At 72.2% G+C, this 21,835-nt stretch carries 25 protein-coding genes and 1 tRNA gene; 10 read left to right on the top strand and 16 right to left on the bottom strand.

All coding sequences use genetic code 11. The features are described 5' to 3' along the window. The first annotated feature begins 3 nt into the window (after positions 1-3). Positions 4-1,110 (top strand): family 2 encapsulin nanocompartment cargo protein terpene cyclase, encoded by a 1,107-nt coding sequence (locus ACLJQZ_RS11015; protein ID WP_410619898.1) that lies wholly within the window; start codon positions 4-6, stop codon positions 1,108-1,110. A 51-nt stretch (positions 1,111-1,161) separates the two neighbouring features. Here ACLJQZ_RS11015 and ACLJQZ_RS11010 read toward each other — a convergent pair whose 3' ends face one another. From ACLJQZ_RS11010 to ACLJQZ_RS10975, 8 genes are all read right to left on the bottom strand, one after another. Further along, the gene (locus ACLJQZ_RS11010) at positions 1,162-1,986 is read right to left on the bottom strand and encodes a hypothetical protein (RefSeq protein ID WP_410619897.1); all 825 of its coding nucleotides are present in this window, start codon (positions 1,984-1,986) and stop codon (positions 1,162-1,164) included. Further along, complete coding sequence (locus ACLJQZ_RS11005) at positions 1,983-2,612, bottom strand: hypothetical protein (RefSeq protein ID WP_410619896.1); 630 nt, start codon at positions 2,610-2,612, stop codon at positions 1,983-1,985. Before ACLJQZ_RS11005 ends, ACLJQZ_RS11010 begins: the two co-directional genes overlap by 4 nt. A 57-nt stretch (positions 2,613-2,669) precedes the next feature. After that, entirely contained in the window at positions 2,670-3,758 is a 1,089-nt protein-coding gene (locus ACLJQZ_RS11000; protein ID WP_410619895.1) for a hypothetical protein, read from the bottom strand. A gap of 142 nt (positions 3,759-3,900) precedes the next feature. Continuing rightward, entirely contained in the window at positions 3,901-4,455 is a 555-nt protein-coding gene (locus tag ACLJQZ_RS10995) for a GTP-binding protein (RefSeq protein ID WP_410619894.1), read from the bottom strand. A 16-nt stretch (positions 4,456-4,471) separates the two neighbouring features. Next, on the bottom strand, positions 4,472-4,843 hold the full coding sequence (locus tag ACLJQZ_RS10990; protein ID WP_410619893.1) for a DUF742 domain-containing protein: 372 nt from the start codon (positions 4,841-4,843) through the stop codon (positions 4,472-4,474). Then, positions 4,840-5,265 carry a roadblock/LC7 domain-containing protein gene (locus ACLJQZ_RS10985; protein WP_247054845.1) on the bottom strand — a complete coding sequence of 142 codons (426 nt, stop codon included), beginning with the start codon at positions 5,263-5,265 and terminating at the stop codon, positions 4,840-4,842. Before ACLJQZ_RS10985 ends, ACLJQZ_RS10990 begins: the two co-directional genes overlap by 4 nt. 66 nt (positions 5,266-5,331) lie before the next feature. Beyond that, positions 5,332-7,743: a nitrate- and nitrite sensing domain-containing protein gene (locus ACLJQZ_RS10980; protein ID WP_410619892.1), complete on the bottom strand. Its 2,412-nt coding sequence runs from the start codon at positions 7,741-7,743 to the stop codon at positions 5,332-5,334. Between the two features lie 380 nt (positions 7,744-8,123). Continuing rightward, the gene (locus ACLJQZ_RS10975) at positions 8,124-9,125 is read right to left on the bottom strand and encodes a helix-turn-helix transcriptional regulator (protein WP_410619891.1); all 1,002 of its coding nucleotides are present in this window, start codon (positions 9,123-9,125) and stop codon (positions 8,124-8,126) included. A gap of 462 nt (positions 9,126-9,587) precedes the next feature. On the opposite strand from ACLJQZ_RS10975, the gene ACLJQZ_RS10970 reads away from it, so the two are divergent. The 3 genes from ACLJQZ_RS10970 to ACLJQZ_RS10960 are packed head-to-tail and all read left to right on the top strand — an operon-like array spanning position 9,588 to position 11,848. Then, on the top strand, positions 9,588-10,985 hold the full coding sequence (locus tag ACLJQZ_RS10970) for a fatty acid desaturase (protein WP_410619890.1): 1,398 nt from the start codon (positions 9,588-9,590) through the stop codon (positions 10,983-10,985). After that, positions 10,985-11,173 (top strand): ferredoxin, encoded by a 189-nt coding sequence (locus ACLJQZ_RS10965; RefSeq protein WP_410619889.1) that lies wholly within the window; start codon positions 10,985-10,987, stop codon positions 11,171-11,173. The genes ACLJQZ_RS10970 and ACLJQZ_RS10965 overlap by 1 nt, the downstream gene beginning before the upstream one ends. Before the next feature lie 48 nt (positions 11,174-11,221). Then, positions 11,222-11,848 (top strand): TetR family transcriptional regulator, encoded by a 627-nt coding sequence (locus ACLJQZ_RS10960; RefSeq protein WP_410619888.1) that lies wholly within the window; start codon positions 11,222-11,224, stop codon positions 11,846-11,848. 12 nt (positions 11,849-11,860) lie between these two features. On the opposite strand, the gene ACLJQZ_RS10955 is transcribed toward ACLJQZ_RS10960, so the two are convergent. The 4 genes from ACLJQZ_RS10955 to ACLJQZ_RS10940 all read right to left on the bottom strand — a co-directional run bounded on the left by ACLJQZ_RS10955 (position 11,861) and on the right by ACLJQZ_RS10940 (position 14,877). Beyond that, the gene (locus tag ACLJQZ_RS10955) at positions 11,861-12,712 is read right to left on the bottom strand and encodes a haloalkane dehalogenase (protein ID WP_410619887.1); all 852 of its coding nucleotides are present in this window, start codon (positions 12,710-12,712) and stop codon (positions 11,861-11,863) included. 10 nt (positions 12,713-12,722) lie between these two features. After that, the gene (locus ACLJQZ_RS10950; protein ID WP_410619886.1) at positions 12,723-13,181 is read right to left on the bottom strand and encodes a MarR family winged helix-turn-helix transcriptional regulator; all 459 of its coding nucleotides are present in this window, start codon (positions 13,179-13,181) and stop codon (positions 12,723-12,725) included. A gap of 77 nt (positions 13,182-13,258) precedes the next feature. Beyond that, positions 13,259-14,485 (bottom strand): kynureninase, encoded by a 1,227-nt coding sequence (locus ACLJQZ_RS10945; protein WP_410620011.1) that lies wholly within the window; start codon positions 14,483-14,485, stop codon positions 13,259-13,261. Beyond that, positions 14,482-14,877 (bottom strand): DUF5997 family protein, encoded by a 396-nt coding sequence (locus tag ACLJQZ_RS10940; protein WP_410619885.1) that lies wholly within the window; start codon positions 14,875-14,877, stop codon positions 14,482-14,484. Before ACLJQZ_RS10940 ends, ACLJQZ_RS10945 begins: the two co-directional genes overlap by 4 nt. 41 nt (positions 14,878-14,918) lie before the next feature. Here ACLJQZ_RS10940 and ACLJQZ_RS10935 point away from each other — a divergent pair, with 41 nt between their 5' ends. Further along, the gene (locus ACLJQZ_RS10935) at positions 14,919-15,671 is read left to right on the top strand and encodes a LysR substrate-binding domain-containing protein (RefSeq protein ID WP_410619884.1); all 753 of its coding nucleotides are present in this window, start codon (positions 14,919-14,921) and stop codon (positions 15,669-15,671) included. A gap of 2 nt (positions 15,672-15,673) precedes the next feature. Here ACLJQZ_RS10935 and ACLJQZ_RS10930 read toward each other — a convergent pair whose 3' ends face one another. Beyond that, positions 15,674-15,955 carry an isoamylase gene (locus ACLJQZ_RS10930; RefSeq protein WP_410619883.1) on the bottom strand — a complete coding sequence of 94 codons (282 nt, stop codon included), beginning with the start codon at positions 15,953-15,955 and terminating at the stop codon, positions 15,674-15,676. Positions 15,956-16,161: 206 nt separating this feature from the next. Here ACLJQZ_RS10930 and ACLJQZ_RS10925 point away from each other — a divergent pair, with 206 nt between their 5' ends. Both ACLJQZ_RS10925 and ACLJQZ_RS10920 read left to right on the top strand, forming a co-directional pair. After that, complete coding sequence (locus ACLJQZ_RS10925) at positions 16,162-16,677, top strand: hypothetical protein (protein WP_247054820.1); 516 nt, start codon at positions 16,162-16,164, stop codon at positions 16,675-16,677. 69 nt (positions 16,678-16,746) lie between these two features. Further along, positions 16,747-16,920, top strand: coding sequence for a hypothetical protein (locus tag ACLJQZ_RS10920; RefSeq protein WP_410619882.1), 174 nt, complete (start codon positions 16,747-16,749; stop codon positions 16,918-16,920). Positions 16,921-17,005: 85 nt separating this feature from the next. On the opposite strand, the gene ACLJQZ_RS10915 is transcribed toward ACLJQZ_RS10920, so the two are convergent. After that, positions 17,006-18,019 carry a hypothetical protein gene (locus ACLJQZ_RS10915; protein ID WP_410619881.1) on the bottom strand — a complete coding sequence of 338 codons (1,014 nt, stop codon included), beginning with the start codon at positions 18,017-18,019 and terminating at the stop codon, positions 17,006-17,008. A 191-nt stretch (positions 18,020-18,210) separates the two neighbouring features. Between ACLJQZ_RS10915 and ACLJQZ_RS10910 the strand changes: the two genes are divergently transcribed. Next, complete coding sequence (locus ACLJQZ_RS10910) at positions 18,211-19,173, top strand: hypothetical protein (protein WP_410619880.1); 963 nt, start codon at positions 18,211-18,213, stop codon at positions 19,171-19,173. 54 nt (positions 19,174-19,227) lie between these two features. Continuing rightward, a complete protein-coding gene (locus ACLJQZ_RS10905) occupies positions 19,228-19,668 on the top strand; it encodes a hypothetical protein (RefSeq protein ID WP_410619879.1) in 441 nt (146 codons plus the stop codon). Between the two features lie 45 nt (positions 19,669-19,713). Here the strand turns inward: ACLJQZ_RS10905 and ACLJQZ_RS10900 are convergent, their stop codons facing one another. Next, entirely contained in the window at positions 19,714-19,986 is a 273-nt protein-coding gene (locus ACLJQZ_RS10900) for a hypothetical protein (protein ID WP_410619878.1), read from the bottom strand. Positions 19,987-20,174: 188 nt separating this feature from the next. Between ACLJQZ_RS10900 and ACLJQZ_RS10895 the strand changes: the two genes are divergently transcribed. Further along, a tRNA-Ile gene (locus ACLJQZ_RS10895) sits at positions 20,175-20,248 on the top strand. 158 nt (positions 20,249-20,406) lie between these two features. On the opposite strand, the gene ACLJQZ_RS10890 is transcribed toward ACLJQZ_RS10895, so the two are convergent. Continuing rightward, positions 20,407-21,717, bottom strand: coding sequence for a hypothetical protein (locus ACLJQZ_RS10890; RefSeq protein WP_410619877.1), 1,311 nt, complete (start codon positions 21,715-21,717; stop codon positions 20,407-20,409). Positions 21,718-21,835: the final 118 nt, after the last annotated feature.

Raw genomic sequence — 21,835 nt, 5'->3', positions numbered from 1 at the left:
CCGATGACCGGCACCGTTCCCGAGTGTCCTCTGTGGATACTGGACGACGCGCTCGCGTTCTCCGCGGGCCCGTCGGGGATCGGCACGTCCGCGGCCCGGATCTCGGCGCAGCTCACCGACGACCCGGTGTACGTCGAGCGGCAGTGGGGTGACGGGACGGCGTCGCCGCTGTACGTCCCGGTGGTCGAGCGCGTCGACGGGCCGCTGGCCGAGGAGGTCGACCGGCGGCTCGTCGCGTGGGCGCTGGAGTGCGGGTTCACCGGGGCGGGGCTCGAGCAGATCGCCAAGGCGGGCCTCGGGCGCCTGGCGATGCTGGCCCACCCCGACAGCGCGGACCCGGACCTGCTGCTGATCGCCGCGCAGCTCAACGCCGTGTGGTGGGCCGCGGACGACTACTACGCCGACGACAGCGCGCTCGGCGCGTCCCCGACCGAGCTCCCGCCGCGGCTGGCGCTGGTGATGGCGGCGATGGACCCGGTCGCACCGGCGGGCGAGTTCACCGGCGCGCTCGACGAAGCCCTGCGCGCCGACCCGATCCTGGTCGGGCTGAACTCGGCGATCGGGCACCTGGGCCGGCACGGCACGCCGACGCAGGTCCAGCGCGTCTGCTACGCGACGTTCTCGATGTTCGTCAGCTGGGACGCGTACGCGGCGTGGCGCTACACGGCGAAGTACCCGCCGGCGTGGGAGTACCTCGCCGCGCGCCAGCACGACAGCTTCTACACCTCGATGACGCTCTGCGACCCGGTTGGCGGCTACGAACTGCCCGCCGCGCACTACTACGACCCGCGCGTGCGCCGGGCGATGATGCGCGCCGGCACCGCCTGCGTGCTGGTGAACGACCTGTACTCGGTGGCGAAGGACGCCGCCGACGAGAACCCGGTGTGCAACATGGTCCTGCAGATCGCGGCCGACCGGGGCTGCTCGCTCGAGGAGGCCACCGAGGCCACCGTGGAGCTGCACAACAAGCTCGTCCGCGAGTTCGAGGCGGGGCACCGGGAGCTGCTCGCGGTGCCCGCGCCGGAACTGCACCGCTTCCTGAAGGGGGTGCGATCCTGGATGGGCGGCGGCTACGAGTGGCACGCCACCAACCCGCGCTACCGGACCTGAGGGCCCCCGAGTCTGCCGGGACCTGTTCGGGGGCAGGTCCCGGCGGCCCCGTCAGGCCGAGAGCTGCTCGTGCCAGGTGGTGAACGCCGCCACGAGGTCCTCGGGAGCGCCGGCGTCGCGCAGCCGGCTCGTCTCCTCCTCGACGTACTGGCGGTACAGCGGCCGCAGGTGGGCCAGCAGCTCCGGCTCGGCCTCCGCGGGGTTCAGCGGCCGGCCCTCGCGGACCTGCCGGGCCAGGTGGACCAGCGGTGCCGCCGAGGCGTCGGGACGGCCGAGGTACCACGTGATCGCTTCGTCGTTGGTCGCCGCGCGGCCGGTCGTCGTCGTGCCCGTGTAACCGAAGCGGAGCGGGAAGAACACCGCCTTCGTGAACCACACCGGGTCGGCCAGCAGCCGCTTCGGGCGGGCGAACTCGCCGAGCACCTCGTCGGTCGCCAAGACGGCGACGGCGAACCGCGCGCTCTCCACCCGCAGCTGCTCGCTGTCCGGGCGCGCCACCTTCGCGGTGACCTCCTCGCCGAACAGGAGCGTGGCGTGCTCGGCCAGCTCGAGCCGGTCGATCGCCGGGAAGCGCCCGTCCTGCTCGCCGCGGCTCAGGGCCGGCAGCGAGCCCCAGAACACGGACAGCTTGCGGTGCAACGGACCGCGCTCCCGCAGCGACTCGCCGAGGGCCTCGAACGTCGCCGGGTCGTCGTCGTGGCGGTCGGCGAGGACGACGGCCAGGTCGATGTCGCTGACGGCGGGCGAGTAGCCGCCGTAGGACAGGCTGCCCAGGAGGTACGCGGCGATCAGGCGCTCGCCGAAGGCTTCCTGGTACGTGCGCGCGGCTTCGACGGCGACGGCACGGGCCGCCGTGGCCGGTTCGGTCGTGGTCATGCCGCGACGGTATCGCGCAGCGCGCGCTCCGCGATGCGGTTCGAGACGACGACGATGACCTGCCACGCCCGGTCCAGCACGGTCACGAGCGCCTCGACCGTCCAGTCGCTGCGCTGCCGCAACACTTCGTAGCCCATTTCGAGGTGTTCGACGTCGGCCTCGTCGTGCAGCTCGAAGTACTCGTCGTCGGGGAACGCCAGGGTGCCCGCCTGGCTGAACACGAGGCTCCCGGCTTCGAGGGCGAGGTGCGCGAGGACGGCGCGCTGCACCCCGGGCAGCACCGCGAACTGGTCTACGAACCACGACGCGCCCGCCTCGATGACCGGGTCCCAGACCAGCTCCCGGTCGTCCGCGCGGCTGCGGGCCAGGATCTTGTCGTGCCCGATCTCCTCCTCCTGGTGCTCCAGGGCGAGCGCCCGCAGCTGCGGGTCGGACTCGAAGGTGACGCGCGCGCTGATCATCCGCTGGAAGGCGTTCGACCACGGCTGCAGGTAGGTGAGCACGGCCTTCTTGGTCTCGTCCGACGTGGTCTCGTCGGTCAGCAGCCGGATCAGGTCCGACGACTCGTACTCGCGCTGCCGCTCCTGGTTGTAGGCGGCGACGCGCTCGACGTCCTGCTGGGTCATGGCCGGCTCCTTCCGGTGGTGCGGTGGGCCCTCTGGGTGATCATCGTTCCGGCGAAACTACCCAAGATCGACAGTGGCAAGGGTCTGGTCGTAGACGGGGAACCGGAAGTACGTCGTGATGTCGCCGCGCCGGCCCGCGGCGCGGTGGCTGACCAGTTCGAGCAGACCGCGGCTCTCCTCGAGCGGCCCGGGCGCCAATGCGGCGGCGAGCGCGCGGAACCGGCCGGGATCGACGCCTTCGCCGCGCAGCAGCTCGGCCGTGCGGTCCACGGCTTCGGCGTCGCCGGCCGCGAGCGAGGGGAGGCGGAGGTAGGTCGTGGCCTCGGCGGCCCGGTCCAGCCCGGACCGGAACGCCAGGCAGCTCAACGCGGCTTCCCCGGCGCTTTCCGCGCCGCCGGCCAACGTCCGGTAGGCGGTGAGAGCGCTTTCGGCGTCGTGGCGGCCCGCCGCGGCCGCGACGCGGTTCAGCTCGGCGACGTCGGCGCCGTGGTTGCGGTAGTAGATCTTCACCCGCGCGTCGGCGCCGTCGGCGACGTCGACGGCGAAGAACTCGATCTCCCGGTCGCCGTCGGCGCTCTCCACCCGGCGGCGCGCGTCGTCCCACGCGGTGGTCAGGCCGAGCCGGTCCATGGCTTCGGCCACCGCCGCGTAGCGGTGGGCCGGCGGCCACCCGTACAGGCCGAAGTAGGACTTGTGGACGAGCCGCGCCGGCGGCCGCCAGGCGACCGAGTGCCACAGCGGCGCCGTCGACGGCCGGCCGGCGTGGGTCATGAAGAGCTCGTGGATCCGTCCCCAGTACCGCGTTTCCCCCGTGTCCACAGGAGAATCCGGGTCCTCCTCGTCGAGGGTGTCGAACAGCACGCGCAGTTCCGGGTGGTCCCCGGACCAGTTCACCGACAGCTCGGCCGGGAACCCGTCTCCGGCCACGTAGGACGGCCGGGCGGGCTTCAGGCCGATCGCGTCGCCGCTCCACGAAGGGAGCAACCCGCGCAGCATCCGGGTGGTCCGGACGGCGTGCTCGACCGGGATCTCGAGCGCGTCGCACGCCGTCGCCCAGAGACCACCCAGGAAATCTCCGAACAGCCGTCCCCGAGCGGGGTAGTTTTCCCTTATATATTCGGGAAACCACGGCAATCGACTGGTCACGACCGGATGCTATCAGTTGAGTGCACCCTCAACTAAAAAGCTCTACCCGGGTGGTCCAACCAATTGCGCCATGTGGGTTTGCCGGCGTTCCCCCTGGCCACGCAGGGAAACGGCACTGTCTCGGCCGGACAGGATCAAGACATCAGACCGTCGCCGGTATCACGGTCATCGCGTGTTTGACCAGACGAATCAGGGCCAGTTTGCTGGAATCCCGGTCACGTGCATCACACATGACGATGGGCACCCGGTCGGGAATGACCAACGCTTCCCGGATTTCGTCCGGGGTGTACCACGGCGCGTTGTCGAAACAGTTGACCGCGACGACGAACGGGATCTTCCGGCGTTCGAAGAAGTCGATGGCGGCGAAGCTGGTCTCCAGGCGCCGGGTGTCGATGAGCACGATGGTGCCGATCGCGCCGCGTGCCAGGTCGTCCCACATGAACCAGAAGCGGGCCTGCCCCGGCGTGCCGAACAGGTACAGCACGTGCCGCGGCGAGATCGTGATGCGGCCGAAGTCGAGCGCGACCGTCGTGGTGTTCTTGCGCTCCACGCCGGACAGGTCGTCGATGCCCGCGCTGGCCTCGGTCAGCACCTCTTCGGTCGTCAGCGGCGGGATCTCGCTCACCGAGCCGACCATCGTCGTCTTCCCCGCGCCGAACCCGCCGGCGATGATGATCTTGACGGGGGTGGGGACCATGTCCACGCCGGAGCCGTCAGTACTTGATGAGGCCATCGAGAACCGCCTGGAGAGTTTCGAGGTCCGGCGCCTGGGCCGGATTGTGGGTGGGGGACCGCGTGATGACGAGGCCGCGCTCGATCAGGTCGCCGCACAGCACCCGGACGACCCCCAGCGGGATCTTCACGTACACCGCGATCTCGGCGATGGACACCGGGTTGCGGCACAGCTGCACGATCGCCAGGTGCTCCGGGCCCAGCCCCGGTGGCTCCTGCTCCGAGCGCAGGGTCATCACCTGGGTGGACAGGTCGAGCCGCGCGCTCTCGCCCGGCGTCCGGCCGCTGGTGATCGTGTAGGGCCGCACCAGCGGCCCCGCGGCCTCGTCGTACCAGCCATCGTCGGTGCTCATGTGGCCTCCCGTAGTACGCGTGCCGCGTCGCGCGGCGCGGACGCCAGGTAGTCCCCGACGCGCTTGACCAACCGGTTCATCTCGTAGGCGATCATCTCGACGTCGACGCTGTCCGCCGCCAGCACGGCGAGGCACGCGCCCAGGCCGGCCGCGGAGACGAACAGGTAGCCCCGCTCCATCTCGATCATGTTCTGCAGCACCGGCCCCCGGTTGAACTGCTTGCTCACGCCCTTGGCGAGGCTCTGCAGGCTGGAGGCGATGGCGGACAGCTGGTCCGAGTCGTCCTTGCTCATGCCGGCCGACTTGCCGATCAGCAACCCGTCGGCGGACAGCACGATGGCGTTCTGCGCGCCGACGACGCGGCTCACGACGTCGTCGAGCAGCCAGTTGAGATCGGGCTTCGCGTTCCCGTACTCGTTCATGCTCCAGAGACCTTGACTTTCCTGTGACGACTTTCCTATGTGGACGTTCGGGTGTGCGGCGCGGGGTTACGAGTCTTCGGCGCCGTCGCGGCCTCGCCGGGTGCCCTTGTGGAAGGCCGCGAGCGTGCGCGCGGTGCCTTCACCGGGAGCCACGTCGGGTGTGACGTCCTCCTCCGGCTCGTTCTCCAGCTGGGCGACGAGGTTCTGCTGCGGCTCCCGCCGCGGCAGCCGCGGCCGGTCGTCGCCCCGCTCCTTCGGCGGCTCCGCCGGGCGCGCGGCGAGCCGCTCCTCCAGCGCGGCCGGCGCGGCCGGCGCGGCGGCGGGCGGCTGCGGGTCGAGCGGGGCGCGCACCGGGTACGGTCGCGGCTTGACGTCCCGCTTCATCGGGATCTGACCGGTGAACGAGCTGGGCATGTCCATCGACCGGAGCGCGCTTTCCCGCTCCTGCGGCGCGGGTCCGCCCACCGGCGCGAGGATCGCGGTGTCCTCCGGGGCGACGAACTCGGCCTCGGCCTGGCCCGGGAGCTGGTCACCGGCCAGGTGCTGGGTCGGGACGAGCACGGTGGCGCGGAGGCCGCCGTAGCGCGACGGGTCGAAGGTGACGGTCATCCCGAGCTTGGCCGCCAGCCGCGCGACCACGAACAGGCCGAGGCTGGAGTCGGCCCGCAGCGCCATCGCGTCGAACTCGGGCGCTTCGGCCATCATCGCGTTGGCCCACTGTCGAACCCCTTCCTTCATGCTCAGACCCTGGTCCGAAACGTCGACCACGACGCCGCGGGCGACCAGGCGGCTGGTCACCTCGACCGGGGAACCGGGCGGGGAGAACGTCGTCGCGTTGTCGACCAGCTCGGCGATCAGGTGGATCGTGTCGGCCACCGCGGTGCCGGCGACGGCGACGTCGGCGACCTGCTCGACCTGGACCCGCGCGTACTGCTCGGTTTCCGACACCGCCGCGCGCAGCACCTCCATCAGCGCCACCGGCTTGCGCCAGCGGCGGCCCGGCTGCTTGCCGCCGAGGATGATCAGGTTCTCCGTGGTGCGCCGGGCCCGGGCGGCGAGGTGGTCGAGCTGGAACAGCGAGGCCAGCTGCGTCGAGTTCTCTTCCCGGGCCTCCATCTCGTCCAGGATCTGCAGCTGCTGGTGGACCAGGACCTGGTTGCGGTGGGCGATGCCGAGGAACACGTTGTGCACGCCGCTGCGGGCTTTCGCCTCGCTCGCCGCCGCGTTGACGGCGGTCAGCTGGGCGACGTTGAACGCCTCGGCCACCTGCCCGATCTCGTCCCGGCCGTGGTCGAGCTGCGGGAGCTCTTCGTTCAGGTCGACGGACTCGCCGTTCTTGAGCCGGTCCACGATGTTCGGCAGCCGGTTGCGGGCGAGGTCGAGGGAGTCGTTGCGCAGCCGCGCGAGGCGCGTCATGAGCGCGCGGTCGACGAGCGAGCGGGACACCCGGATCGCGACGATGATCGCCGCGAGCGAGGCGAGCAGCGCCAGCACACTGCCGACGATCGCGTTGCGCAGCTGGGAGTCACCGGAGTCGATCGCCGCCGCGGAGACCTTGTCGGCCTGGTCGATGGCCATGTCGTTGAGGCTCTGGGCGACCTGGCTCGTCGCGCTCTGCCAGTCGGCCCCGCCCACCGGCGGGCCGTCGCGGTCGCTCGCGGACCACGGGCCGTGCTTGACGATCGCGTCCTCGGCGCCGGCCAGCTGCTTCCAGGCCGCGCCGGTGGTCAGCGTCTGGTACTTGGTGCGGACGGCGGGATCGAGGAACGGCGCGATCTGCGTCAGCTGGGTCCTGTAGTACCCGGACAGCTGGGTGAACTGGACGAAGTCGTCGGGGGCGAACGTCCCGGACGCGAGCGCCGTCGAGACCAGCGACGTCTCCCGCGACATCATGTCACCGGCGCGGAAGACCGACGTCGCGGTGATGCCGCCGTACGCGGCCGCGGCGTCCGGCACCACGCGGGCCTGGGTGTCGAACAGGTTCGACGCCGTGTCCAGCACCCCGTTGTAGTAGGTGTTGACCTGGCTGCGGTCGATGCTGCGGAAGCCGATCTGCGAGCGCAGCACCGGCAGCTGGTCGAACTGGTTCTTGAGCGCGTTGACCTTGGTCGCGATCTCGTCGGGCGCGCTGGAGATGGTCGCGGCGAACGCGTTCTGCAGTGCGCCGAGCTTCTCGTCGGTCGCCTTCTGCTGCGTCTGCAGCCGGGTCTGGCCCAGGCCCGGGTCGTCCAGGTACTGCAGGGCGACCTGGCGCTCCTGCTGGAACGCGGCCAGCGCGGTGGCGGCGGGGATCGACACTTCGCGCACCGAAGCCGCGACCAGGCGGACGTAAAGGCCGTTCACGAAGAAGTACGAAGACAGCGCGGTCCAGAGCACCAGAAGCGTCACACTCGGAATGAGGACGGTCCTGGTGAGCCTTTTGCGGATCGACTTGTCGTACGGCTTGTCGGACTCGTCTTTGTCGGCTTTGCTCTTCACGGGGGTTCACGAACTCCTGAGTGACGGTCGGCGATAGGTGGGGACCCGGTCGAGGAAGCAGACACGACGAAGGGACATTGTGGTCGCCGTCACTCGTCTTCGCCTCACCCTCCGTGTTGCCGCAGTATCGATCAGGGTCCGTTTTTTACCACGAACCACTGACGCGCGGCGGAGCTGACCCGGCCCGCGGACCGTTGTCCGGCGTCGCGCGAACACCGTTTACCGTCTGCGGCGGGGCAGTTACCGCCATTTGCGCGGGTACCGGCGCCGGGCGCCAATTCGCACTACCGTGTATTGGGCCGAACGGGTGAAAGTGAAGTCGTCCGCGGTTGCCTTCCCGGTAATGGGAAGAACGGGCAGGGGTGCTGCCCCGGTGCGCGCTACCGCCGTTCGGGTTCTTCGACGATTTCACCGGGATCGGCGGCCGCACCGGCGATGAGCCCGCGCGCGAAGGTGCGAACTCGATCACGCAGCGCGTCCGGCGTCTCGATCACGAAGGGGCGGTCCAGGGACGCGAGCACCGACGGGACCCAGTCCAGCCGCTCGGCCCGCAGCCGGACCCGCACCCAGCCCGGTTCGCCCGCGATCGCCGTCACGGCGGCGATTCCCGCCGGGAGCCGCGGCCGCACCTGCTCGGCCGTCGCGCGCACCCGCACCGAGACTTCGTGCCGGTGCGGCACTTCCGCGAGCCTCGACAGGACGTGCGCGCCGGGGTCGAAGCCGTCGGGCACGGCGAAGGAGCCGGCGCCGGGCGTGGCGGCGGCGATCCGGTCGAGCCGGAACGTGCGCACCTCGCCGCTGGCCGAGTCCTCGCCGGTGACGTACCAGCGCCCGGAGTGCGCGACGATCCCGTACGGGTGCACGGTGCGCTCGCTGCCCCGCCCGTCCCACGCGGTGTAGGAGACGGCGACGGGCCGGCGGTCCCGCGCGGCTTCGGCGAGCGTCAGCAGCACGGCCGTCTCGGGACTGGCCGCGGGCCGCGCGGGGGAGGTGAAGCCGAGGGTTTCGAGCAACGCGTCGAGCTTCCGCCCGAGAGCCTCGGGCAGCACCCGGCGCACCTTGGCGGCAGCGCTCTCCGTCGCGACGCCGGACGTCGTGACCAGCCCGGCCCGCTGCCCGGCGACGAGCCCGAGGAGCACGGCAAGCGCTTCCTCGTCGGTGAGCATCAGCGGCGGCATCCGGAACCCGGGCGCCAGCCGGTAGCCGCCGTACCGTCCGCGAACCGTGCGGACGGGGACGTCGAGGTCGATCAGGTGCGCGGCGTAGCGGCGCACGGTGCGCTCGTCCACCCCGAGCCGGCCGGCGAGATCGGCGACGGTGCGGGTCCCGCCGCCCTGCAGGATTTCCAGCAGAGCCAGCACCCGGGCGGTCGGTCGCGTCACGTCGTGAAGTCTGCCACGGATACCGGACAGGCTCTGTCCGGTATCAGGCGGCTGGGTCCGCTTCCTCCTGATCGGCCCGGCGGACCGGCAGTGGCCTACGTGGTTCGCGGACTCCGGTGGGGTCGCCGTCGCCGGTGATCCAGACCGTGACGGTGCCGCAGCGCGTCAACCGCGACCCGGTCGCGGGCGGCTGCGCGACGACGCGGCCGTTGAGGAGGGGATGGGGGCTGTCGGGATCGGGGCCCTGCACGAAGAGCCCTGCGTCATGCCCGGAAAGCCAGGCGTCGAGAGCTTGCCTGCCCCGGAAGTACCGGCTCGCGCGGATTCACGGAATCCGTCGACCGGGTGCACCCCCGTCTGACCTGGCCTGACCCTCCACCCTTTTGACATCGACATGCCTATTGTCAATCAAGCTGTACATCCACTATCGTTTTGTAAACCCAGCCAACGGAGGAGGGTGTGATGAGCGAAATGACCGGGACCGTGCCCGCCGGGTCGACCGAGGTGTGGCGCGATCGCAAGCGGTACCTGTGGCTGATCGGGCTGGTGGTGCCGTCGCTGGCGTTCCTCGCCATCGGGCTGCACGCCGCCACCGGCTGGGGGGTCTGGTTCTGGATCGGGCCGATCGTGATCCTCGTCGTCGTGCCGCTCATCGACCTGCTCGCCGGGCTCGACCGCGGCAACCCGCCCGACGACGTGCTCGAACGGCTGGAGAAAGACCGCTACTACCGCTGGATCACCTTCGCTTTCCTGCCCGTCCAGTACGTCGGCTTCGTGGCGGCGTTCTGGCTCGTCGCCCGCGGCGACCTGTCCATTGTGGACAAGATCGGCCTGGCCGTCTCGATCGGCTGCATCGGCGGGATCGGCATCAACACCGCGCACGAGCTGGGCCACAAGAAGGAGAGCCACGAGCGCTGGCTGTCGAAGATCGCGCTGGCGCAAAGCTTCTACGGCCACTTCTACATCGAGCACAACCGCGGCCACCACGTCCGGGTCGCGACGCCGGAGGACCCGGCCAGCAGCCGCGTCGGCGAAAGCTTCTACCGCTTCTGGCCGCGCACGGTCTTCGGCTCGCTGAAGTCCGCGTGGCGGCTGGAGCGCAAGCGCTACGCCCGGCGCGACAAGCACCCGTTCCGGATCGGCAACGACGTCCTCAACGCGTGGCTGATGTCGGCCGTGCTGTGGGCCGCGATGATCGTCTGGCTGGGCGTCGGCATCCTGCCCTACCTGGTCATCCAGGCCGTGGTCGGCTTCTCGCTGCTCGAAGTCGTCAACTACATGGAGCACTACGGCATGCTGCGCCAGCGGGTCGGCGTGCCCGGCCGCCGCCGGTACGAGCGCGTGGATCCCAGTCACAGCTGGAACTCCAACAACATCGCCACCAACGTCCTGCTCTACCACCTGCAGCGCCACAGCGACCACCACGCCAACCCGACGCGCCGCTACCAGACCCTGCGCGACTTCGCGGAGTCGCCGGTGCTGCCCACCGGGTACGCCGGGATGATCGTGCTGGCGCTCGTCCCGCCGGTGTGGCGCCGCGTGATGGACCCGCGCGTGCTCGCCCACTTCGACGGCGACCTCTCCCGCGCCAACCTCCGGCCGGGCAAGCGGGACGAGATCCTCGCGCGGTACGGCACCCGCGTCACCGGGGTTCACCAGGTCCAGGACACCCACGGCGACGCCACCGAAGGCGGCATGTGCCCGGGCTGCGGCTACGTCTACGACGAGCGGCGCGGCGACCCGCGCGAGGGGTTCCCGGCCGGCACGCCGTGGTCCGCGATCCCGGACGCCTGGTGCTGCCCCGACTGCGGCGTGCGCGAGAAGGTCGACTTCGTCGCGCCGGGCCGGGTGGGCGCGTGATGCGCATCGAAGCGGATCGCGGCAAGTGCGACGGCATCGGCATGTGCGAGTCGATGGCGCCCGGCTTCTTCGAGGTGGGGGACGACGGCACGGTCGTCGTCCTCGACGAGCGCCCCGGCGAGGACCACCGCCAGGACGTCGCCGCCGCGGTCGACTCCTGTCCGGTGCTGGCCCTGAAACTGACATGACGTCCGTCGTCGCGGGCGTGGCGCCGGCCTTCGCGGGCGCGGCCTAGAATGACGATCATGAGCGGGGCACTGGCGCCGCCCGAGGGTGGTCAGCACCGGCGGCCGATCATCATCGCGGCGATCGAGCTGACGGCGCGGGCCGGCTGGTCGGCGGTCACGATGGCCCGGCTGGCCGAGCTGGTGGGCGTCAGCCGCCAGACCGTCTACAACGAGATCGGCTCCAAGACCGCCCTGGCCGAGGCCATGGTGGCGCACGAGCTCGACCGGTTTCTCTCGGTCGTCTCGGCGGCGTTCGAGCGCCACCCCGGCGACCTCGTCGAAGCGATGTACGACGCCGTCCGCTCGGTTCTGGAGCTGGCCGACGACAACATCCTGCTGCGCGCGATCGCCTCGGCGACGCACGGCACGGACACCGAGCTGCTGCCGCTGCTGACCACGCAGGCGGGCATGCTGCTCACCGGGGCGAAGACCATGCTGGTCGACCGGGTGCTGTCCTACCGCCCGGAGCTCACGCCGGAGCAGGTCACGGTGGTGATCGACGTGGTCGTGCGCACCGTCCTCAGCCACGTGATGCAGCCGTCGGACACCCCGGCCCGCACCGCGGACGCCCTGGCCTGGGTGGCCGCGCGGGTCCTCGGCGTCGAGGCGGCGACCCCGCCCCTGCGCCACGCCTGAGGAGACGCCTCGTCACCGGAGGCCGTGGCGGTCCGCCCACGCGGCGATCTCGGTGGCGATCTCCTTCGGCCGGTCCTCGTGGGCGTGGTGCCCGGCTTCGCCGCAGGCGACGACGTCCAGCGCCGCGATGTGCTCCACGCACCACTTCGCCATCGCCTCACCGATGAGCAGGGTCGGCGAGCCCGTGAACGTCAGCAGCAGCTTGGGGACGCCGGTGCTGCCCGCCAGCCACTCGTCGTAGGCCTCGATGCGCGTGACGAGCTCGGCCGGGTCGCCGCCGAGCGGCAGCTGCCGGGCCCAGGCGAGGACCGGCCGGCGGCTTCCGGGCGTCGGAAACGGCGCCAGGTAGGCGTCGAGATCGGCGACCGGCGTGCGCACCCCGCCGGTGAACGCCTGCCGGATGAACAGGTCCTGCTCCAGCACTATCGCTTCGCCGACGCCCGGCGTGCGGATCTTCCGGGACCGCTCGGCCGCCTGCGGTGAGAGGTCTTCCCAGGCCATCGGCTTGACGATCGTCTCGAAGAACGCCAGCCCGCGGACGCGGCCCGGGTGGCGCGCGGCGAAGTCGAACGCGAGCGCGCCGCCCCAGTCGTGCCCGACGAGGACGACGTTGTCCAGGCCGAGCGCGTCGAACCAGGCGTCGAGGTAGCGGGCGTGGTCGGCGAAGGCGTACGGGACGTCGGGCTTGCCCGAGCGGCCCATGCCGATCAGGTCGGGGGCGAGCAGCCGCCCGGCGCCGACGTGCGGGAGGACGTGGCGCCAGCCGTACGACGAACCGGGGTTGCCGTGCAGGAAGACGATCGGGGCGCCGCTACCGGACTCTTCGTGGTGCAGGACCGAGTCGAGGACGGGGGTTTCGGGCATGGCCGTTCCTTCAGGAGGGATCCAGTGGGGTGTCGATCAGCAGGGTGAGCTCGCGGACCAGCACGTCGGTGCGGTCGCCGTCGCGGCCGCCGAGCGGGGCGAGAAGGCGGTCGAGCAGGGCGCTCACCGTGGAGATCGCCGGCCGCACGATCTCGCGGCCGTGGCCGGTGAGGGTCAGCCGGACGGTCCGGGTGTCGGCGGGGTCGCGGGTGCGGGCGATGAGCCCGTCGGCGTCGAGGGCGCGGGCCAGCTTGGAGACGTAGAGCGCCTCGAGCCCGGTCCGGTCGGCCAGCTCGCGCTGGCTCGGCGGCTGACCCGTGCGCTCCAGGCCGTACAGCGACGCCATCAGCACGTACTGGGCGTGCGTCAGCCCCAGCGGCGCCAGCGCGCGGTCGACGGCCACGCGCCACTTCATGGACAGCCGCCAGACGAGGTAACCCGGCGTCGCGCCGTTCGATGTGCTGCTCACGGTCGATACAGTACATGGCTACTAAATACATGGCTACTATTTTGGCCGGGACGAAGCCGGGGGAGACGCGGGTGCGGTCAGGCGGCCAGTTCGCGGATCCGGGCCATCGCCCGCCGGACTTCGGCGAAGCCGGTGGTCAGCGGGCTGAGCCCGAGGCGGATGCCGTCGGGGCGGCGGAAGTCGATGATCACGCCGTGCTCGATGAGCAGCGCCGAGAGCCGTTCGGCGTCCGGGTGGCGGACGGTGACGTGCCCGCCGCGCCGGTCGTCGTCACGGGGCGAAGCGACCGTGAAGCCGAGCGGCACGAGCCATGCGTCGGCGAGGTCGAGCACCCACCGGCCCAGCTCGGCGGCCTTGGCGCGCACGCGCGTGATCCCGGCTTCGGCCAGCAGCGCGACGCCTTCCCGGACGCCGATCATGCCGAGCACGGGCGGGGTGCCGGACAGCGCGCGGCGGATGCCCGGCGCCGGCTCGTAGTGCGCCGCCATGGCGAAGGTGTCGGCCGCGCCGATCCAGCCGGTGATCGGCTGGCCGAAGGCGTCCTGGTGCCGGGCGGCGACGTAGAGGAACGCGGGCGCGCCGGGGCCGGCGTTGAGGAACTTGTACGTGCAGCCGACCGCGAAGTCGGCGCCCGCGGCGTCCAGCTCGACCGGGAGGCACCCGACGCTGTGGCAGAGGTCCCAGACAACGAGCGCGCCGTGCTCGTGCGCCAGCCGGGTGATCCCGGCCAGGTCGGCGATCGCCGCGGAGCGGTAGTCCACATGGGACAGCACGACCGCCGCGGTGCGCGGGCCGACGACGGCCGCGACCTGCTCGGCGTCGAAGCCGGCCCACGGGTCGGCGTCGATCCACCGCACGGTCAGGCCCAGCTCCGCGGCGATGCTTTCGACGAGGAACCGGTCGGTGGGGAAGTTCGCGGTGTCCGTGACGAGCTCGTCACGCCCCGGCCGCAGCGCGACGGCGGCCCGGATCGTCTTGTAGAGGCACACGGACGTCGAATCGGCGACGATCGCCTGCCCGGGCGCGGCGCCGAGCGCGACCCGGCCCAGCTCGTCGCCGATTTCCTCAGGCAGTGTGAGCCAGCGCTCGCCCCACGACCGGATGAGCCGTGACCCCCACTCTTCGACGACGACTTCCTGCAGCCGCTCCGCCGTGGCGAGCAGGGGCCGGCCGAGCGAGTTCCCGTCGAGGTAGGCGACGACGCCGGGGTCGGAGATCGGCACGAACCGGGCCCGGAACGCGGCCAGCTCGTCGGCGGCGTCCAGCGCCTCGGCGCGATCGAGGGAGGTGTCGGCGGCGGTCAGTTCCCCTGCTCCTTGCCGTTTTCCTTGCCGTTCTCCTTGACGCGCTCGGCCTCCTTGCGCACCTCGGCCTGGGTGGCGCGCTCGTGCTCCAGCCACGCGGGGCTTTCCGTCTTCAGCGCGTCGATCTGCTCCGTGGTGAGCGCGTCGGTGACACCGCCGCGCGCGAGGCCGCCGATGGACACGCCCAGCTTCGCCGCGACGACCTGCCGCGGGTGCGGGCCGGTGCGGCGCAGCTCGCGCAGCCACTCCGGCGGGTCGGTCTGCAGCGCGTTCAGCTCGTCGCGCGAGACGACGCCCTCCTGGAACTCCGGGGGCGTGGCTTCGAGGTACACACCCAGTTTCTTCGCCGCTGTCGCGGGCTTCATCGTCTGGGTGGTCTTGTGCGACGTCATGCCGTCCAGGGTAGCCAGCGCCCGACCGGTAACCTGACCCGGTGACCGGCCCGGACGTTCCCGCCTCCTTCCGGCTCGCGTACGTCCCGGGAGCGACACCCGCCAAGTGGGTGCGGACCTGGGCCGAGCGGGTCCCCGAAGTGCCGCTGCAGCTGGTGCCCGTGGCCGCCGCGGACGCCACCGCCCTCGTGCGCGAGCACGGCGCCGACGCGGCGCTGCTGCGCTCGCCGCTGGACCGCGAGGGCCTGCACACGATCCCGCTCTACACCGAGACGACGGTCGTCCTCGTCCCCAAGGACCACGTGGTCGCCGCGGCCGACGAAGTGTCCACAGCGGACTTGGCGGACGAGGTCGTGCTGCACCCCCTCGACGACACGATCGAGTGGGATTCGCTCCCGGGCCACCCGGCCGTGGACCGCCCGGAAACGACGGCGGACGCGATCGAGCTGGTGGCGGCGGGCGTCGGGGTGCTGGTCGTCCCGCAGTCGCTCGCCCGGCTGCACCACCGCCGCGACCTCACCTACCGGCCGGTGGCGGACGCCCCGCAGTCGAGCGTGGCGCTGTCGTGGCTCGAAGACGAGACGAGCGACCTGATGGAGCAGTTCATCGGCATCGTCCGCGGCCGCACGGTCAACAGCACGCGCGGCCGCTCGCCCGCACCGGCACCGGCTCCCGCTGAAAGGAAGCCGCCGGCCCGCAAGCCCGCCGGCGGGAAGTCCGCGGGCGGGAAGCCGGGAGCCGGTCGACGCGGTGGCGGAGTGGCGAAGCGCGGCAAGCCGCGTCGCCGGTCCTAGCGCTAGTTGGTCTCGCAGACGCAGTTGCCGTTCGCGCGGTCCTGGAGGTCGGGGTCGTCGAACCAGTGGCCGTCCTCACCGAGGTAGCGGAACTGGAGCACGGTGCCCGGCACCACCTCGACCGACGTCGAGCGGCGGCCGTTCGACCGCGGCAGCAGGTGGTGGCGGCCGGGGGTCCAGTCGTTGAACGACCCCACCACGCTCACCCGCCCCGGCGGCGCGCCGATCGGCAGGCTGAAGGTGACGCGCTTGGCGCCGGCGGGACTCTTGCTGATCTTGATCACTCGTCGGTGGCCCTTTCACGGGACGGTCAGGAGGGCGTGCTCGACGTTGAGCGCGCTCATGATCGCACACCTGTGACGATTCGGTCACGAAGAGTGCTCAAAAGGGGGACGGCGCCGCTCAACGGTGCGCCACCGACCGGGTGGACCTGCCGCGATCCATGATCATCTTGCTGTCTTTCGCGGCTTCCGGTGCAAAACTGGCTGCCGTGACCATCACCGTTGATCGTCTCGTCAAGGACCCGTGTGCCTGGCTCAGCGCCGCGACTCGCGAGCTCGCCGACGCGCCACCGGCCGACACGCGAGCGGTGCTCCTGACGGTGTGGGACGGGCTGGCCGCCGCGCGGCTGGCCGGCCTGCACGCCGCCACGGCGTCGCCCGGCTGGCAGGTGCGGCAGCGCTGCGCCGAAGCGGTCGAGTTCGACCTCGCCGTGCAGCTGGCCCGGGACTGCACCGTCGCGCCCGGCCTGGCCGTGCCGGCCCGGCTGCCCGGAGCCGCGGTCGCCTGGACGACGGAGCGGGCCGACGCCGCCGTCGCGACGATCATCCGCTTCTGCCGCACGGCCGAGCGCGTCCTGCGCCGGGCCGGTGAGCTGCGGCCGGTGTGGGAGGACAGCCTCCTCGGCCCGGTCGCGCTGACCCGCTGGCTGGGCGACTGCTGGGTGGGCCGGCACACGTGCTGCCCGCTGCGGCTCCCGGCACCGCCGCCACCGTGGTGGCGCTGAGGCGTCGAGGCGTGTCCGTCAGGGGAAGGCGGGACCGGCGGGCGCCGGCGCCGGCGAGAGGAGCATCGGGTGAGACTGGCCGACGCGACCCGGTCGTCCCTGCGTGAGCTGCTGGTGGCCGAACTGGCCGCCGCCGGGACCCGGGCCCGTGAGGCGGGTTGCCCGCCCGAGGTCCTGGCCGAACTGCTCGACGTCCGGTCGGGATCGGTGGCCGAAGACAGCCGGGGCCCGGATCGTGAGTGACGGCTTCCCGGGTCTGCCGCGGCCCGTCGTGAGTGGTGATGAGGGTTCTGACCCGCATTACCACTCACGACCGGTGCGCAGGCGGTCAGCGGTCGAGGACGGCCAAGGCCGTGGCCACGATCCGCGCCAGACGCGCTTCGTCGGCGAGGGCGGCGGACAGCCAGTCGTCGCGGGCGGAACCGTTGTGCGGCAACCGGTCCAGCGTGGCCGAGGCGGCCGTGCCGAACACCACCCGCACGACCGCCGTGATCGCGACCGCCGGGTCCTGGCCGCGGGCGAGCCGGGCCTCGATCGCTTGCAGCGCCTGCTCGGCGAGGCCGGTGAGCCGGGCGTCGTCGACCTCGTGCGGGCGCACCAGCTCCAGCGCGGTGAGCTCGGACGAGCTGTCCGCCGGCATCGGCGCGACCGGCGCGCGCTTGTGGCCGAGCGGCCGCTCGACGTGCTCGGCGTACCACTTCGGCCGGGTCCGCATGGCCGCCAGCACGGTCCGCACCTCGCGGTCGAGCGTCTCGCGGTGGTCGTGGCCGGCCGGCGGCTCCCCGGTGACCTCGGCGCGGCGCGCGGCCCAGCCGGCCAGTGGCCACAGCTCGCCGCCCGCGGTCGTCGGCACGCCGGCCCACAGCAGGATCCGCACGGCCAGCTCGCCCAGCCACGGGTCGCCGCCGAGGGCGTCGCCCAGCCAGGCCGGGAGCCGAGGTCGTTGCAGGGCCCCGATTTCGCCGCGCCGCCGCCGGTGCGCGTCGACCGTCGCCGGGCTGAGCCGGGTGGCCAGCCAGCCCTCCAGGTTCTGGATCGGGTCCGTCGCGCGCCGCAACGCGTGCTCCACCACGGCTTCGACGTCGTCGTGGAAGCCGTCGAGGCAGTCGGGCCGCATCCATTCGAGCCCGCGGAGGCAGTCCGGGTGCCGGCGCTGCAGTTCCAGCGGCTTGGTGATCCGCGCGAACACCAGCGGCCAGGTCACGGTGTACACGGCCCCGCGCAGCCGGGCGAGGTCGCGGGGCGGCGCGGCCGAAGCCGACCGGGCCAGCCGCCCGGCGCGCGCCAGCTCGCGGACCCCGGCGACGTCGGCCGGGCGGATCGGGTGCGTGGTGCCGGGCAAGCGTTCCTCCAGATGCCTCGCGCGAATACGCCGACAGGGCAAATGGTCGGCCCCTCGGGGGAGGGGAAAAGGTCGGTGCCAGGCCGAGTTCCGGGCCGACTGGCCAGCAACTGGCCACCCGGTGAATCACCTGATCGGTGGAGCGGCTACGTCCGATCGCGCGGAAGTCCGCGTGCCACAATCGGTTTCCGATGGCACACGACGGCGGGCTGAGCCGCGAACTGACCACGCTGCGGCGGGGCTGGGGCCTGGAGACCGACGGCCTGCTCGGCCGGGTGGGTCCGCTGATCTCCGGCTGGTGCGAGCTGCACCGGGCGAAGAACGACCGGGAGGCGCGGCGCGTCCTGCGGGCCGCGATCGAGTCCGCGATCGAGGAGTTCCCCCTGGAGGACCGCCTCGCGGTCACCATCGCGCTGTGCATCGAGCCGGGCGCGCAGCACTCGCTGCTCAGCGACCGGGTCGCGGTCCTGATGGAGCGGCTGCAGGTCGCCGAGCGCACCGCCCGGCGGCGGATCGACCGGGCCTGCGCCCGGCTGGCCGCCGAGATCGAGGCGAGCATGCACCCCGAACGGGGGGAGCAGGACCCGGACAAGGGCTGGTTCGTCAAGCGGCTCACCGCCGTCGTGCGGCTGGACACCCCGGTGCCGACGCTGATCGAGGAACGCCTGATCGTCGCGACCCGCGACGGCCTCAGCCGCATCTCCGCGCAGTTCACGGTGCCCCGCGTCGAGGACGGTACCGACGCCGAGCGCGACGTGACCGCCGACGCCCAGTTCGGCGTCCGCCTGGGCGCGCCGATCCGCCAGGGCCAGCGGCACTTCCGCTGGCTGCTGGACCTGCCCCGGCCCCTCGGCGCCGGCGAAGACCACACGTATTCGCTGGAGTACCAGGTCCGCGACGGCCGCCCGATCCGCCCGTCGTACGCGTTCGTGCCGCTGGTGACGTGCGAGTCGTTCACGGTGCGGATCCGCTTCGACCCGGACCACCTGCCCCGTGCGGTCTGGCGCCTGGACAAGGTGCCGACCTCGGTCCTGTCCGACCCGCCGCAGCCGGGCGAGCCCCTGCCGCTCGACGGCACGTTCGAGGTGGTGCAGGACTTCGCGGCCCCCCAGCTGGGCTACGCGTACGGCGTCCAGTGGCTGGCGGACGCGTAACGGCGTGCGGGCCGGCGACGACCCTGGGTGCGTCGTTCTCCAGGGGAGGCCCACATGGGAAACAGAGCACGGATCGCTTTCGCGGCCTTGGCCGGCGCTTCGGTGGTGACAGCGGGCGCGGTGGTCTTCGCGGGCGCGTCCGCGGCCGTCGGCCCGGCGCCGGCGCCGATCGTCCAGGCCGCGCAGGCCACCTGCGTCACCGACGGCAACGGTTTCTGCACGGTCACCCACGGCCTCGGCAAGGTGCCGGAGGCGGTCGTGGTCTCGCCGAACACGCCGAGCGCGTTCAACGCGTTCACGCTCAACACGGTGCTGAGCTCGTACACGGCGACGACGTTCCAGGTGCGCGCGATGTTCACTCAGACGACGCCGAAGACGTTCGGCCAGATCTGGTTCACCTACGCGGTCTACGGCGCTGCGGCGACACCGCCGACCACGACACAGATTCCGACCACCACGCTGCCGCCCCCGACCACGACGCCGCCTGCTGGCTGATTCAGGTCACGGAATCCGCGGCGAAACCCTTGCCCGGCAATGGCTTCAGCGAGGCCAGGGTGACGGTTTGTCCCGCAGCTCGTCGGCGACGATGGCGTCCACGCGCGAACCCGCCCGGGACAGCACCCGGGCGGCCGTGCGGATCCCGTAGCCGAGTGCGAACAGGAGCAGGAGTGCCAGGCCGATGGCCGCGGAGTTCGCCACGAGCGCCTCCCGGTACTGGTGCGCGAGGTAGCCGAGGCCGGCGCCGGCGGTCACGGCGTCGAGCAACGCCAGCCGGAGCAGCTGTGCCGGTGCGGCTCGCAGTGCGGTGGCCATCGTTCACCTCCCGCCGGGCCGTTCAGCGGCAACGTCCTTGCAACTTAGACGAGCGTGCTCCGGTCGGCAGCCACGACAACCTGTTTGGCCTACCGGGTGGGCCCGGATGGCCGTTGTGATAACTTGAAACGAACTGGGTCTTCTTTGCATTGGTGAATCCCTGAGCCGCCTGCGCGCACCGGGGTCAGGGGGCGGTAGCTCAGTTGGTTAGAGCAGGGGACTCATAATCCCTTGGCCGCGGGTTCGAGCCCCGCCCGCCCCACTCGGTCGTGGGCGAGGTCCGCTCGCGCGGCACACTCGCCGCCCAGCGGATTCCCGCCGGCGCGCACCCATCGTGCATCGATTTCCGTTGTGCTCTCAGCGTTTCCCGCCGAAACCCGGGCCCGGCCGGAACACGTCCCGCCCGGGCCCGGGAACCGGTCAGCGACGCGCCGCCGCCGAAAACGCGGCGACGGCCGCCTCGGCCCGGCCGTCCCGGGATCCGGCCACGGCCGCGTGGAGCAAGGGATTCCCGTCGTTGACGCATCCGGGCACGTCCGTCACCGAAGAGCAGTTGTTCGGCCGGTTGCCCGTCACCGTCGCGCCGTCGGCCAGCGTCACCCGGGCGTCCAGTGTGTAGACGCCGCCGGCGTCGGCGGCCAGCGGCGAGTAGCCCGCTCCCGGCTCGCCCGCGGTGTTGCCCGTGACGCTCCCGCCGTCGAAGGTGAGCGCGTCGTAGAACAGGCCGAGCCCACCGCCGCTGCCGCCGTAGCCCGCCCGGCCGGCGTAACCGCCCGGGCCCGGGACGCCCGCGTCGCCGCCGCGGCCCGCGTGGTTTCCGCTCAGCTCGGTCGTCGTGACGTCCGGGTTCAGGTGCGCACCCTGGCGGGTGGACACGAACAGCCCACCGCCCGAGCCGCCGCTGCCGCCGGCTCCGGAACCGGCGCCGGGGCCACCCGTTCCGCCCGGGCCGCCGACCCCGGCGGTGTTGCCCGTGACGGTGCTGCCGGTGATCCGCAGGACCGTGCCGACGGAGGTGTAGAGCCCGCCGCCGAATCCGCCCGAGCCGCCGTCGCCGCCGGTGGCCGTCCCGGTCGCGTCGCCGCCCCGGCCGCCGTCGCCGGTGGAGTTGCCGGTGATCTCGCTGCCGGTGATGGTCAGGGGAGCGGTCGTGCTCCCGATGTAGGAGGAGATCCCGCCGCCGAAGCCGGCCGGCCCGCCGCGGCCGGGCGAGGCGCCGTCGGCCCCGCGCCCGCCCGAGCCGGATGTGTTGCCGGTGACCGTGCTGCCGGTGATGCTCAGCGGCCCCCAGTTCTCGACGGCGCCCCCGCTTTCGCCCGGGTTTCCGCGCCCGTCGCTGCCGGCGCCGACGCCGTCGGGCGCGTGGCCGCCGGTGAGCGTGACGTCGGTGAGGGTCAGGTCGCCCCAGTTGGCGATGAGCCGGAACCGCGGCGCGCCCGCGGCCCGGCGGATCGTCGCGTGGTGGCCCTGGACGGTGAACCTCCCGCGGACGGACGGCAGCCCCGCCGCCCAGGTGGTGTCCGCCACGGCGGTGAGCGCGTAGTCGCAGCCCGGCGCCAGCGACAGCGTGTCCGCGTCGGTGGTGGCGCTCGCCGCGGCGACCGCCTGGACCAGCGCGGCCGCGTCACAGGCAACGGTGGTTTCGGCGGCCCGCGCCGGCGGTGCGACCAGGGCGAGCGTGCCCAGCGCGGTCACCGCGGTGGCTGTTCTCCGGAGTTTCGTGCCTGTCATCGGAGTCCCCTCGTCGCCGGATGCGCGCGAGGGCGCCGGGCAGCACGAAGAAGCCCCCGGATCGTGCCTCCCCCGCACGACGAACATCAACACTAGGGCGCGCGGTGATCCGGTGTCA

The organism is Amycolatopsis sp. cmx-8-4, from assembly GCF_046548675.1.
Lineage (GTDB): Bacteria > Actinomycetota > Actinomycetes > Mycobacteriales > Pseudonocardiaceae > Amycolatopsis.
This window is presented reverse-complemented; position numbering and strand designations above follow the sequence as displayed.

Excerpts from the sequence above, each read along its gene's own strand:
- ACLJQZ_RS11015 (WP_410619898.1), top strand. The coding sequence starts at position 4 with ATGACCGGCACCGTTCCCGAGTGTCCTCTGTGGATACTGGACGACGCG.
- ACLJQZ_RS11010 (WP_410619897.1), bottom strand. The coding sequence starts at position 1,986 with ATGACCACGACCGAACCGGCCACGGCGGCCCGTGCCGTCGCCGTCGAA.
- ACLJQZ_RS11005 (WP_410619896.1), bottom strand. The coding sequence starts at position 2,612 with ATGACCCAGCAGGACGTCGAGCGCGTCGCCGCCTACAACCAGGAGCGG.
- ACLJQZ_RS10995 (WP_410619894.1), bottom strand. The coding sequence starts at position 4,455 with ATGGTCCCCACCCCCGTCAAGATCATCATCGCCGGCGGGTTCGGCGCG.
- ACLJQZ_RS10990 (WP_410619893.1), bottom strand. The coding sequence starts at position 4,843 with ATGAGCACCGACGATGGCTGGTACGACGAGGCCGCGGGGCCGCTGGTG.
- ACLJQZ_RS10985 (WP_247054845.1), bottom strand. The coding sequence starts at position 5,265 with ATGAACGAGTACGGGAACGCGAAGCCCGATCTCAACTGGCTGCTCGAC.
- ACLJQZ_RS10970 (WP_410619890.1), top strand. The coding sequence starts at position 9,588 with ATGAGCGAAATGACCGGGACCGTGCCCGCCGGGTCGACCGAGGTGTGG.
- ACLJQZ_RS10965 (WP_410619889.1), top strand. The coding sequence starts at position 10,985 with ATGCGCATCGAAGCGGATCGCGGCAAGTGCGACGGCATCGGCATGTGC.
- ACLJQZ_RS10960 (WP_410619888.1), top strand. The coding sequence starts at position 11,222 with ATGACGATCATGAGCGGGGCACTGGCGCCGCCCGAGGGTGGTCAGCAC.
- ACLJQZ_RS10955 (WP_410619887.1), bottom strand. The coding sequence starts at position 12,712 with ATGCCCGAAACCCCCGTCCTCGACTCGGTCCTGCACCACGAAGAGTCC.
- ACLJQZ_RS10940 (WP_410619885.1), bottom strand. The coding sequence starts at position 14,877 with ATGACGTCGCACAAGACCACCCAGACGATGAAGCCCGCGACAGCGGCG.
- ACLJQZ_RS10910 (WP_410619880.1), top strand. The coding sequence starts at position 18,211 with ATGGCACACGACGGCGGGCTGAGCCGCGAACTGACCACGCTGCGGCGG.
- ACLJQZ_RS10905 (WP_410619879.1), top strand. The coding sequence starts at position 19,228 with ATGGGAAACAGAGCACGGATCGCTTTCGCGGCCTTGGCCGGCGCTTCG.
- ACLJQZ_RS10900 (WP_410619878.1), bottom strand. The coding sequence starts at position 19,986 with ATGGCCACCGCACTGCGAGCCGCACCGGCACAGCTGCTCCGGCTGGCG.
- ACLJQZ_RS10890 (WP_410619877.1), bottom strand. The coding sequence starts at position 21,717 with ATGACAGGCACGAAACTCCGGAGAACAGCCACCGCGGTGACCGCGCTG.